The sequence below is a fragment of the Iodidimonas sp. MBR-22 genome (assembly GCF_029946565.1).
GTDB lineage: Bacteria > Pseudomonadota > Alphaproteobacteria > Sphingomonadales > Rhodothalassiaceae > Iodidimonas > Iodidimonas nitroreducens.
Genome location: NZ_JARKVQ010000010.1, coordinates 19,792 through 32,615 on the forward strand (window position 1 = coordinate 19,792; position 12,824 = coordinate 32,615).

At 54.8% G+C, this 12,824-nt stretch carries 10 protein-coding genes; 2 read left to right on the forward strand and 8 right to left on the reverse strand.

The genetic code is table 11. The features are described 5' to 3' along the window. Positions 1-66: 66 nt before the first annotated feature. Positions 67-1,890: an amidase gene (locus tag QK300_RS08900; RefSeq protein ID WP_281301409.1), complete on the forward strand. Its 1,824-nt coding sequence runs from the start codon at positions 67-69 to the stop codon at positions 1,888-1,890. Positions 1,891-2,018: 128 nt separating this feature from the next. Continuing rightward, the gene (locus QK300_RS08905) at positions 2,019-4,031 is read left to right on the forward strand and encodes an ATP-binding protein (RefSeq protein ID WP_281301408.1); all 2,013 of its coding nucleotides are present in this window, start codon (positions 2,019-2,021) and stop codon (positions 4,029-4,031) included. A gap of 24 nt (positions 4,032-4,055) precedes the next feature. Here QK300_RS08905 and QK300_RS08910 read toward each other — a convergent pair whose 3' ends face one another. The 8 genes from QK300_RS08910 to QK300_RS08945 all read right to left on the reverse strand — a co-directional run bounded on the left by QK300_RS08910 (position 4,056) and on the right by QK300_RS08945 (position 12,733). Continuing rightward, entirely contained in the window at positions 4,056-5,552 is a 1,497-nt protein-coding gene (locus tag QK300_RS08910) for a capsule assembly Wzi family protein (protein ID WP_281301407.1), read from the reverse strand. Between the two features lie 95 nt (positions 5,553-5,647). Further along, positions 5,648-6,832 (reverse strand): carbohydrate porin, encoded by a 1,185-nt coding sequence (locus tag QK300_RS08915; protein WP_281320837.1) that lies wholly within the window; start codon positions 6,830-6,832, stop codon positions 5,648-5,650. Between the two features lie 19 nt (positions 6,833-6,851). After that, complete coding sequence (locus QK300_RS08920; RefSeq protein ID WP_281301405.1) at positions 6,852-8,672, reverse strand: methyl-accepting chemotaxis protein; 1,821 nt, start codon at positions 8,670-8,672, stop codon at positions 6,852-6,854. A 179-nt stretch (positions 8,673-8,851) separates the two neighbouring features. Continuing rightward, positions 8,852-10,138, reverse strand: coding sequence for an ABC transporter permease (locus QK300_RS08925; protein ID WP_281301404.1), 1,287 nt, complete (start codon positions 10,136-10,138; stop codon positions 8,852-8,854). Continuing rightward, the gene (locus QK300_RS08930; protein WP_281301403.1) at positions 10,125-10,850 is read right to left on the reverse strand and encodes an ABC transporter ATP-binding protein; all 726 of its coding nucleotides are present in this window, start codon (positions 10,848-10,850) and stop codon (positions 10,125-10,127) included. The genes QK300_RS08925 and QK300_RS08930 overlap by 14 nt, the downstream gene beginning before the upstream one ends. A 24-nt stretch (positions 10,851-10,874) precedes the next feature. Next, entirely contained in the window at positions 10,875-11,633 is a 759-nt protein-coding gene (locus QK300_RS08935; protein WP_348651864.1) for an efflux RND transporter periplasmic adaptor subunit, read from the reverse strand. After that, a complete protein-coding gene (locus QK300_RS08940) occupies positions 11,630-12,136 on the reverse strand; it encodes a biotin/lipoyl-binding protein (RefSeq protein WP_281301402.1) in 507 nt (168 codons plus the stop codon). Before QK300_RS08940 ends, QK300_RS08935 begins: the two co-directional genes overlap by 4 nt. Before the next feature lie 96 nt (positions 12,137-12,232). Continuing rightward, positions 12,233-12,733, reverse strand: coding sequence for a hypothetical protein (locus tag QK300_RS08945; protein WP_281301401.1), 501 nt, complete (start codon positions 12,731-12,733; stop codon positions 12,233-12,235). Positions 12,734-12,824: the final 91 nt, after the last annotated feature.

The following is a 12,824-nucleotide window of genomic DNA, read 5'->3' on the forward strand; positions in this document are numbered from 1 at the left end:
ACGGCCCCCATGGCGTCTTAAAGTCGGCCAAAGACTGACGTGGAAAGCAATCAAGGGGGGAGCGACATGGCCAATAAAGACACACCCATTAAAAAACAGACCGGCAAAGCACAGCCGGAAGACAGCATATCCCATAGCCGCCGCACGCTTTTGCTGGGGGGAGCGGCCATCGGCCTTGCCGGTGCCAGTGTTGGGGCAAGCGCCGTGATGGCGCAGGAAACCATCCCTGGCGCTGGCAAAAACACCCCGCCCCTTGATCAGGGTGTGGTGGCCCAATGCGAAAAAATGCTCGATCTGGCCTTCGATGATGATGAACGCGCCCAGATTCTGGCCACCCTTGATGATCAGCTCGAAGGCATCCGGGCCTTGCGCGGGGTGGCTTTCGATAATGCCGATGCCCCGGCTCTGGTTTTTGATCCGCGCCTTCCCGGCAGCCAATTTGCCCCCCAATCGGGCGGTGTGACCCATGCCATCGCCCGCAATGCCGCAGCCCCGGGCAGTGCCGAGGATGTGGCCTATGCCCCGGTGACGCTGTTGTCACGCTGGATCGAAAGCGGCGAGATCACATCGCGCGAACTCACTGAAATCTATCTGGAACGGATCGCCCGCTATCGCCCGATGCTGGAAAATTTCGTGACTGTAACCGATGATCTGGCCCTGGAACAGGCCACCCGCGCCGATCAGTTGCTGGCCGATGGCCAAAGACGGGGGCCTTTGCACGGCATCCCTTATGGCCTGAAGGATATCATTGATACCAAAAATATTCCCACCACATGGGGGGCCACCCCCTTTGCCGACCGTGTGGCCAAAAACGATGCCACCATTGTTAAAATGCTGGAAAATGCCGGGGCGGTTCTGCTGGGAAAAACCACCAATGGCGCCATTGCTTATGGCGATATCTGGTTTGGCGGGGTCACCCGCAATCCGTGGAACCCGCGTGAAGGATCGTCGGGCTCATCGGCGGGATCGGCTTCGGCCACGGCGGCGGGTTTATGCGGCTTTTCCATCGGCACCGAAACTTTGGGCTCCATCGTCAGCCCATCGGCGCGCTGCGGCACCACCGGCCTGCGCCCCACCTTTGGCCGGGTGCCGCGCACCGGTGCCATGGCCTTGTGCTGGTCCCTTGATAAGCTTGGCCCGATCTGTCGCACTGCTGCCGATACGGCGCTTGTGCTTGAAGCCATCAATGGCCCCGATCAGGGGGATCCTTCGGCCCTCGATCATGGTTTTCAATGGGATGCTTCCGCCAAGGTGGATGGCTTTCGGGTGGGCTATGATCCGGCCTGGTTTCAAAATGGCCATGATATCGACCGCAAAGTGCTGGATGTGGCCCGCAGCCTGCCGGTAGAGATGGTTGAAATCGCCCTGCCCGATTGGCCCTATCAAACCCTGCTGCCCCAGCTTGAAGCCGAAGCCGCCGCAGCTTTTCAGGAACTGACCTTAAGCAACCGCGATGATGAACTGGTTTGGCAGGCCGATGAAGCCTGGCCCAATAGCTGGCGGCGGGCGCATTTCTTCTCGGCGGTCGATCTTATTCAGGTGGATCGGTTCCGGCGGCGGGTGATGGCCATGATGGCCGAACGCTTTGCCGATCTGGATGTGATTTTAAGCCCCAATTTCGCCGGCGGGCTGTTGATCATCACCAATTATACCGGCCATCCCTGCCTCACCCTGCGGGCTGGCTTTACCGATATGCCCACGCGCACGGCCTTTGGCCAGCCAAAGCCTGATAATCCCGAAATCGTCTCGGTGCCCCATAATATCACCCTTTGGGGGCCGCTGTTTGAAGAACGGAAGCTTCTCACCATGGGGGCGGCTCTTGAACAAAAGCTGGGGGTCGCCAGTGCCCGCCCGCCCCTTGATCAATGGCGGCAAAAGCTGGACAAATAAAGGAGACAGCATCCTCCCGGTCATCCATTCCCTTAAGAATCTTAAGGAAATGCTCATCAAAGTTGCGTATGATCACAAAATCGTGCGGATCCAGTGCTGAGCTTGAATGACCGGGATGAAAGCCCTTCGTGAACCAGATCGAGACAAACCACAATCGCGTCTCCCGTTTGCTGGCGCCCTTGCTCCTGATCCTTTTATGTGTTGGGATCGTTTTCGCGTTCAGTTGGCAATTGGAACGCGAAGCCGCCAAAAGCCGCCATCAGCAGGAACGCATCACGAGCCTCAATCGCCTGAGCGCGATCTCTGCCCGATTGGAAGGGGCGCTGCTCCGCGATATGGCCCTGTCGAAAGCTCTGGCTGTCGAGCTGTCTACCCATCCCGATATCACGTCCGAAAGCTATGGGCGCTTTGTGGATGCTCTTTTGAGCGGAACCACCGCCATCACCCATCTTTCCGCCGCCAAAGATATGCAGATCATCTCGGTTTATCCACTGGCAGGCAATGAAATCACTTTGGGGATGGATTATCGCAATATCCCCAAACAATTGAGCAGCATAGAAAATGCCTTGAAAGCCTCCGCCCCGGTGCTGACCGGCCCGGTCACACTGGTTCAGGGCGGGGGGGAGCGGTTCATCATCCGCATGCCCATCCCCGGTGCCTTGCCACAGGAAGGGCGGTTTTTATCATCGGTCATTGATCATCAAATACTCTATGCACAGGCGGGGCTTGATCGCGCCGATCAGCCCCTTGATGTGGCGATCCATGCCTTGGGCGAGGATATGAGCAATGCGCTTTTTTACGGGAACCCCGACATCCTTGATCAAGCACCGGTTCAGACCCAGGTGCATTTGCCCGCCGGATTATGGCAATTAGCGGCGATCCCCAAAGGCGGCTGGCAGCAAAGCGGGATGAAAATGGCCGATCTCATCCCATTGCCGCTGCTGACTTTCACCGCCGGTTTGATGATCCTTTATGTACGCGACCGAAGATTAACCGAAAAGGCCCTGGCCCGGCGGGCCCTGCAGCAATCGGCACAGCGCTTTCGTCGATTATTTGAAAATGCCAGCGATGGTATTTTGATCCTTGATGATGCCAACGGTAAAATTCTCGATGCCAATCCCAAAGCCTCGGACATTTTAAAAAGTCCGCTCAGCGCCCTTCAGAACCGTTCTTTTGAAGATTTCCTCGATCCATCGCGCGAGGCGCTCCATGATCTGGAACCGATGAGGCTTGAAGCAACAGACGGTGATCCCGAAAGCCGGATGGTGATTGGCCTGCTCCCCGCCGATGGCCATGCCATCACCGGAGAAATCAGCACCGGCTGGATGGAGCAGGATGAAAAATCCCTGCGGATCGTTCATCTTCGCGATATATCCGGGCGCATGCATTATGAAGCGGAATTGCGACAAGCCCGCATGATCGCGGAAACCGCCAATGAACTGAAATCCCGTTTTCTGGCCAATTTCAGCCATGAAATCCGCACGCCCCTGAATGCCATCGTCGGCTTTTCAGAAATCATCAGACGCGGGCTTTTCGGCGAAATCAAGCCGGCGCGCTATGCCGGCTATATCGATGATATTCACCATAGCGGCGAACATCTTCTGGTGGTGATCAATGATATTCTCGATCTTTCAAGGATCGAAGCCGGGGAAATGCCCATCACCCCCGATTGGGTTGCCATCCATGGCCTTTTTGAAGAATGCAACAGCATCACCATCCAATTGGCCCGCGACAAAGGCATCGTTTTAAGCATCATGCCCCCGGATGTGCCTTTATCCCTTTATGCTGATCGCGCGCGCCTGCGCCAGATTTTGCTCAATCTGATCGGTAATGCCATCAAATTCACTTTGCCGGGCGGTTCGGTTTTCGTTTATTGCGAAGAACGCAGCGATGGTGCTTATGCGCTTTGTGTGAAGGATAATGGCATCGGCATGAGCCCGGATCATCTGGCCGATGCCCTGCGGCCCTTTGGCCAGATCCCGTCGAAAAAATCGGTGGATCAATCCGGCTCCGGGCTCGGGCTTACCTTATCCAAGGCCTTATGCGATCTGCAATCCATCAGCCTTGATATAAAATCCAAGCCCAATGAAGGCACGCGCATCAGCCTCACCATCCCTGCCCGGCTGATGCGCCTTGATTAAGGGTGCGTCCGTTCAAACTCGGCGCTAAAAACGCCAGTTCAGGCTGGCTTCGATCTGGGCATCGAAATCATTGCGTCCGGGGGTATTGGCGCGATCATCCATGATCCGCATTTCCAGCCGCCCAAAACCCCGGCCAAAACCGCCCTCGGCCCCTATTTCAAACAGATTGATCAGCTCGCGATTGGCGCTCACCTCATTGCGGGGGCCATCGAATGCATTGATCTTCGCCCGGCGATAGCGCAGCCAATAGCTGCGATCATGGCGATCCACAAAGCTGGTTTCAAAGGTGTATAATTGGCTATCGGTACTCAATGTGTGGCCAATGGTACGGTTGAGAAATTCAAAGCCATCAGTGAAGATGAAATTGCTGAAGGTCACATTGGGCCGCACATCCCGCCCCAGCCCGAAAATATTCCCGGCGATGGTGTCGCTGGCTTCAACCCGCAGCCGCCATTGAAGCTGCTGACCTTCCCAATAGCCGCCAAGGGTGGCCCCCAAAAGCAGGCTGTATTTATCGACGATGGGCTGGTTTTCATCTTCGGCAATGGTTTCGGCATAAAGCCCATAGCTGAAATCGCCGATCACATCGCTATAGCGAATATCCGCCCCGGCGATCTGATTGCCCGGCTCATCAGGCGTGCCGGTATTATCGCGATCACCAAAGCCAATCAGAGCATCCACCCAATTTGAAAAGCCACAATCCCGCCCGCTGCCGCAGGTTTGGATGGCGCGATTAAAGCCGATATCCAACCGATCGAAGGGCTGAAAAGTGACCCGGACATGCGCGAGCAGGATATTATCAAAATCGGTGCGGGTGGCACCACTATCCAATTGGCCCAGCGTGAAATTGACATTCCAATTCCCCAGCCAGCTTAGCCATTTGGTATCAAAGGGTTTGGGATCGAGACGCTGGATACCGATGCGGGGGAAAGGTCGGGCATTATTGGATAAAATCATCCCGCCATCCCAGCCGCCACCCCACCATTGATCCAGGGTTCCGGCATAAGCCACCCAATTGCCAAAGGCCTGAGCGAAATAGCTGTTATCAAAGCTGACATCGCTTCCCGGTTGGCCGTCGCGTCCGCCAATGCTGAGCTTGGCATAGCTTGATCCCCAATGCTTTTCCAAAGAAACACTGGCCTCGGCATTTTCCCGCACACCGCCATCAAAGCCGCGCACCAGCTTTTCGCGGCTGGTGGCCCCCACATGGGCTTCAATCCCCAAAGAGCGATAATCCGATGTGGTGGGCACTTTCGCGCGCACCCGGGCCAAGGCCGCTTCCACATGAAAGGGAAAGCTGCGATCCGGCATGGAGGCGAGGCTGCGGGTGACCTGTGCCCAGGGCAAAGGCCACATGGTGATCGGCCCATCAATGAGGCCATAGGCCGCCAACAATTCAATATCGGCGCGCATCCGGGCATCGCCCGCCTCGATCCAGGGTTCGGCCCGTGCTGTGGCAAAAAGAGCCAGAACAGCGATCATGGCCGACAACAGCACCCCAAAAGACCTGATTTCGCGCATGGTCCGTCTTTCCGCAATCTGTGATGGGATCGCTTCTTAACATATCCGCGCCTAAACGACAGAGAAAACAGCACCAAAACGAGGGCCAGAGCCTTTTAGAAGCCACCGCCCCAGCCAATTTCAAGACGCAAACCAAGGGCTATGGCATCGCGCCGACTTTCGATCATTCCCGGATTTCTGATGAGTTGCAGATCGGGTTGCACCACAATTCCGGGGATGATTTCCGCCCGCCATGTCAGTTCGATATTGACCTCGCGCGCCGATTTTTCGGCCAAAATATTGGAAAAGCCATCGCCTGGCAAAGCTATGGCCACGGCGGCCCCCAACTGATCAAAATCACGCTTGGCAAAAAGCCCGGTATAAGCCAGACCCGCCCCAACAAAGCCCGAGGCATCATTAAAGCGTCCATCCGCAGCCCCGGCGCGTATCCAGGCCGAAAGCCCCTGCGCGGAATCGGCCGCCTCGCGATAAAGCTGGCGCTCGATCAAACCATAGCTGCCGCTATCGCCATCGGCCATCAAACCCGTCTCGATGACCTCAAAATCATCGGTGAATAACCAATGGCCCGCCAACATCCGCGTCCGATCATCAGGCCGATATTCGATCTCACCCACCAGTAAGATGCCCTCGCCCGCACCAAATCTGATGGCCTGACGTTTTGGCCGATCCGAATTATTGGGAACCCCATCAAGCACGGCAGCACGGATCAGCCAATTTTCAGCAGGCTGAACCTGCAAACGAAAGGCCAAGGATGAGGACGGAAAAATCGATGGGCCATTTTCTCCGGCCTGAGAAAAATCAGGTCCAATCCCATGGGAGCTGTTGATGAATAAGCCGCCAGTTTCGGTGACATCAAATTCCGTATTGAGATCATAAAGCCCGGCCTTGAGCGATATGGCTCCATCGGCCAGACTTTGTTCATACCATGCTTCAAAAAGACGAAAAACGGTGCCGCTATCGATATTCGAGACGACCTGAAAATCACCGACCCGTTTATCGCTAAAACTCGATTGATTGGTGTGAAGGCCGTATAAAAATAATGTTCCTCCGTCCCACCCCACAGCTTTTTCCATATCCGCTGTTAGCATCAGATCAACATTATGCAAATAGCTGACACCCTTATTCAGCCCCCCACGCGCCAAAGACCAGACTTCACCGGTGTAAACCGCCTCCAATAAAAATGCAGGTTCAGATTTCGCCTCTTCTTCGGCCAAAGCCATCCCGAAAGGCACAAAAAAAACGGCCATGGCTGACCAAAAGAGCACTTTATTCTGGTTCATCATCGGATTTCTTGGGCGATCAGGACATCACATGCTTCAGGAATTGATCAACATCTCTGCGCAAACGCCCGGCTTCGGAAACCAAAGATTCGGCTGCCCCGAGCACCTCGCGCGCCTGCGATCCGGTTTCTCCCGCAACCCGGCTGACCTCTAAAATATCATTGCGCACTTCGGCCGTGCCCGCTGCCGCCTGCTGCGTGCTTTTTGAAATATCGGCGGTGGCCGCACTTTGTTGATCGACCGCTTCAGATATGGCACCGGCAATAGCATTGACATTGCTGATGGCTTTGGTCACATCGGCAATCAAGCCGACCGCTTCTTTTGAAACCTCCTGGATCGAGGTGATTTGAGTGGAAATTTCTTCCGTTGCCTTGGCGGTTTGGGCGGCCAGATTTTTCACCTCGCTGGCCACAACGGCAAAGCCTTTGCCGGCTTCACCAGCGCGGGCGGCTTCAATGGTGGCATTCAGCGCCAAAAGATTGGTTTGTTCGGCAATATCATTGATCAAATGAATGACCTTGCCGATTTTTTCGGCCGTATCGGCAAGATGGGCGATGCGATCATTGGCATTATCAGATTTCCGCGCGCTTTCGCTGGCGAGACGCGACGATTCCCTTACCCGCTCGACAATCGTGTTGATTGAATAGCTCAATTCTTCGGCGGCAGCGGCAACAACGGTCACATTCGAACTCGCCGTTTCGGTGGCACGATCTGCCGACGTGACGGATTGATTAACGGCCTCGGCATTATTGAGCATATTGGCGGCCGCAGAGCGCACCTGTTCAGATGAACTTGCCACCTGCTCGGCAACCAGCTTCACCGTGCTTTCAAATTCCCGCGCTAAGGCTTGCAGCGTTTCACGCTGGCGAGCGCGCGCATCAGCCTCGAGGCGCGCCTGTTCCTCACGTTTTTGATCATCCTCAAGGCGTTGCTCGCGTTCGCGTTTAACCTCTTGCGCCTGGCGATCCTGATCTGCCCGCACTTGAACTTCCCGGCTTTCAGCCTGCTCGGCCAGAACGATTTGATATTGCGATAAAGCCCGCGCCATTGCCCCCACTTCATCGCTGCGGGATTGATAGGGTATCGCGCTATCTGCAGCCCCCGACATGATCGCGGTCAAGGTTCTGCCAATCACCGCAATGGGCCTGGCGATGGTCATCATCAAGAATATGGCCGCCAGAATGGCGATGAATATTCCAAATCCCGAAACCAATCGCGACTGGGTCTTGAAGGATGCTGCATCAGCCTGAGCTGCAGACACCACCGCCAAAAGATCGGCAATTTTGTCATTCGCCAAAGCATTGCCCTCTTCAAGCAGGACTTCGACCGCCTCATTAAGATTAATGGCTGCTGCATCAAATTGGCCCATCACAGCATTGCCAGCCGATGTGCCTTCATCAATATAAAGACGGGCCATGGTCTGGCCCATCTGGTAATAGGGCGGGAAGCGGTCGTTCACATCATCGAGACGATCCTGCAAGCTTATAAGCCCCAGCCTTTTGGCCGTGACCTTCGCCGTCTCTACTGCCTTGGCAAAGGCCGCTGCATTCTGGGCGGCCTCATCAAAGCCGCTATCAAGACCATCCTGGCCGCGCGTTGCTGAAATATCGGTCAGAAACTGCTGAACCTGAAGCACCGACTGCCGAATATCGGCCAATGAGCGGATCAAGGGCACAACACCGGTGCCAACCTCATCAGACCCATTGCCAATGATTTTCATCGCATCGGATTGCTTATCCAGCATCCAGCCAGCCATCAGGCCAAGCACGATGATGACAGCAGCCAACGGCAGAAAGATCAAAGCCAACTTTCCACCCAGATTCAGCTTTAATAATTGCATTATACCACCCTGTATAAAATCGGGCCGCACGTCCTTAGCAGCGCGCAATGGAAGGAAATAAAATGAAGCCCTATGATCGATTTAGGGCGTAATTAATTAATTATCGGCTAAAATTTAACTTATAAAGTGTGTTCACAAAATAATTTTATTAAAATATTTAATCACCCTGACATGATCCCCTAATCATGGCGCAAAGCCTCGACCGGGGTGAGGCGCGAGGCCCGGATGGCCGGATAGGCCCCGGCCAGAACACCAACCGCAACAGACGTGACGAGCGAAATGACAAGGATCGGAAAATCGACAGAAAAAGGCCAATCGAGAGCATTTGAAACCAAAATGGCAAAAAGGCTGCCGAAAACGATCCCCAGCACCCCGCCAATCAGGCAGAGCAAGGCGGCTTCCACGACAAACTGATTGCGAATATCCACCGGCCTTGCCCCCAAAGCCATCCGCAGGCCAATCTCGCGCGTGCGTTCGCTGACCGAGACCAGCATGATATTGGTGATCCCGATGCTGCCCACAAGCAGGCTGATCGAAGCAATGGCAACCAGCCCAAGCTGGATCGCAGTGATGATCGACAAGGATTGCGCCACGAATTCCTTGGTTGATGTGAGGGTGAAGGGATCGATATCATTCTCCCCCACCCGGTATTTTTCCCGCAAAAGACTGAGGATCGCTTCTTCGCCTTTTTCAATGGCGGCCTCTTGCCCAAACTGAATGAAGGCAAGATCAATTGCATCATGAGCACGGGCACCCACTGCGCGCATCCGCTGCATCGCCGTGGACAAAGGAATGAGGGCGGTATCATCGGGATCAGATGACAGGCTTTTGCCCTTGCCCGCTAAAAGGCCGACGATTTCAAAGGGAACCCCATTGACCCGAACCGATCTGCCCACCGGATCATCCGATCCGAACAAGCGGCGCGCCACCGTGGCCCCCACCACGATGGACCGGGCTTTCAGCCTTTGATCGGCATCAGACAAGAGCCTGCCCCGGGCCACCTCAGCTTTGGTGATCGCAAAATAATCATTGGTGATGCCAACCACATTCGTACGGCTATTGGCATTGCCCGCAACCAACGAGGAATAAACCATAATTTGTGGTGCGGCATGGAGAATATCGGGGATCTTTTCGGCGATCTGATCCACATCACGCACCGTCAGGCGGCCTGCCGCACCGCCTGCGGGATTGCCATCAGGCGTTGCCGACAAGATCACCATATTGCTGCCCATCATATTGACCGATTGCTCGATCTTCCATTTTGCACCTTCCCCGATGGTGGCGATCAGGATCATCGAGGACACACCCACAATCACGCCCAGGGTCGTCAATGTGGACCGCAAAACCTGCAATTGAATGGCGATATAGGCGATGGAAATATTCATCGCCAGATGGGGAGCGGAGAAAACCTCGCCCAATCGCGCCAGAAATTCCAGCACACTGCGATTGAAATCAGCTCTGCTCATGCACATGATCCGATATGATCTGCCCATCTTTGACAAAGATCTGCCGATGCGCCGTGGCAGCAACGGCATCATCATGGGTGACGATAATGATCGTCATCCCCTCGTCATTCAGATCGGTCAGCAGGGCCATCAGGGCACTTGCCGTTTGGCTATCCAAGGCGCCTGTGGGCTCATCGGCGATGATCAGCGATGGCTTATTGACCAGCGACCGGGCCACCGCCACCCTTTGCTGCTGTCCGCCCGATAATTGCGCGGGGCGGTGGGCTGCACGATCTGCCAATCCCACACGATCCAGCACCGCCATGGCCTGTTGCCGCCGCTCCAAAAGCGGCACACGCGCATAAAGCAGGGGCAGTTCAACATTTTCCAGAGCCGTCATCCCCGCAAGCAGATTGAATTGCTGAAAGATGAAGCCAAGGCGGGCATTTCTGAATTGCGCAAGCTCCGCCGCCGACATGGTCGACATTTCGCGGCCATTGATCATGATCCGCCCATCGCTGGGGCGATCAAGCCCGCCAATCAGTCCAAGCAAGGTGGATTTGCCCGAACCGGATGCCCCCTTGATCGCGATGAACTCGCCCGCATGGATTGAAAAGCTAACCCCCCGCACGGCATGAATATCCTGATCGCCCACCCTGAAAATCTTGTGCAGATCCTCCACCTTCAAAAGCGGAGCTCTATCAGGGGGCTGTTCGTGGCTATCAATATTCATATCCTGCACCTCACCGGGGCAATCTCATTTCTGCCCAAGAAAGCCAATGGCAATGCGATCCCCCGGCCTGATGCCAGAGTCCAGAATTTCGGTAAACTGATCCCCCCGCAGGCCGGTTTTGACCGTGATCGGGGTCAATTCTTCAGCCGAAGTCCCCTGCTGCACCCACAAGATATTGCCGCCATCGCCCTTCCCTTTTCGGATCTGATCGCGCATGGCAGATGATCGCTTGATCCGCTCGGCTTCTTCTGGATTGACGAACCGCACGGCAATCTTTCCGCTATCCTCATCTTTCGCAGGCATGGGATCAAAATTGAGGGCACGATTGGGCACCCGAATCACATCATCCCGGCTTTTGGCAATGATGCTGACCATCGCTGTCATCCCCGGATAAAGCCGATCATCCATCTCGCTCACATCAATGATAACCGGATAGGTGGTAATGCCATCATTCACCACCGGCGACCGCCTGACCATTTTAACCCGACCTGAAAAACTGATATCGGGATAGGCATCCACCGTAAAACTGACGGGTTGATCCGCGGCAACGCCGCCAATATCGGCCTCATCGATCCGCGCTTCGAGCACCAAAGCTTCAGCATCCGATGCGATTTCAAACAAAAGGGGCGTTTGAAAGCCGGATGTCAATGTCTGACCCGGCTCAACAGCCCGATTGATCACCGTGCCATCAACCGGCGAAATGATGATCGTGCGTTTCAGATCAACCTTGGCGCGCGCCAAAGAAGCCTCGGCACTGCGAATATTTGCGGCCGCGATCTTCAGGCTTCCGCGCGCAAAACGGCGGCTTCGGCCTGGGTCTTGCGCATTCTTGCTTCATCCAGCGTTTGATTGGAGGCATATCCGCCCCCCTGAAGCTGCATGCTGCGTTGAAGCCCCTGCTCGGTATTCAAAAGCTCGGCCTTCGCTGTGATCAGATCTGCTTCCGCCTGCAATCGCTCGGCTTCAGAGCGTTCGCGTTGGGCTTCCAAAGAGCCGATCTGCGCTTCAACATCGGAAGGATCGATAACGGCAAGACGCTGCCCCAGCTTGACCCGATCATTGAAATCGACAGTCACCTCAAGCAATTTGCCCGAAACTTCCGCACCAACCGATACCATCAAACCGGGCTTTAAGGTTCCCGACGTGGCAATGCTCGCCGAAACAGCGCCTGTGGTCACAAAATCATATTCATATCTGGGCGCATCGCTGGAACACAGATAAAAATAAAGGGCAACAGGAACCAGAATAACCAATGCAACGATTATTTTTCTTTTGGTTATTTTCATCACAGGCCCTGCACCTTTTCCGCAAAGATTGGCTGATCAGGCTAGCATCTGACCCATTTGCTTTATATGAAACTGAAAGAACAGAAATGCCCTGCCCTATCGCAGCAGGGTGGCTTTCCCCATCACCACATCCATCGGCAATCCGCTGGCAGACATAACCGTTTTGCCTAAGATGGGGCCATCAAGGCTTTGACGAACAAGGCTGGAAATAACCGTTCCCCCTTGCTCTGCCGATCCAAGCCGAACCACAAGAACATTGTTTTCCAGATGACATTGCACCGTGACATATTTCATGCCTTCCGCCACATCTTTGGCCGTGCAGCGGGTTAAATTGTCATCCGAGAATTCAAAATCCATCTCATAAATCATTTTGTCTTCATCGACAGGGGCAGTGGGATCGCTCGATGCAGACGGCATCACAGAAACCGTCACCCCTGATGTCGAGGCATATTCGCTGCGCGCCGCCTCGCTGGTATCGATTTCCATCGTCCATTGCCCGGCCACATCGGCCGCACCAATGGGCAGCCCAGCAACATCGCCTGATGAAGCCCCTCCGCCATCGCAAGCCGCCAAACCAAATACAAGGCAAGATGCCAACAGATATTTTCCAGAAAAACGGTGCATTATAGGCAACTGAATATTCCTTATTATAAGAATTTAAAATATTTTTACGCACTGTACGCGAAGT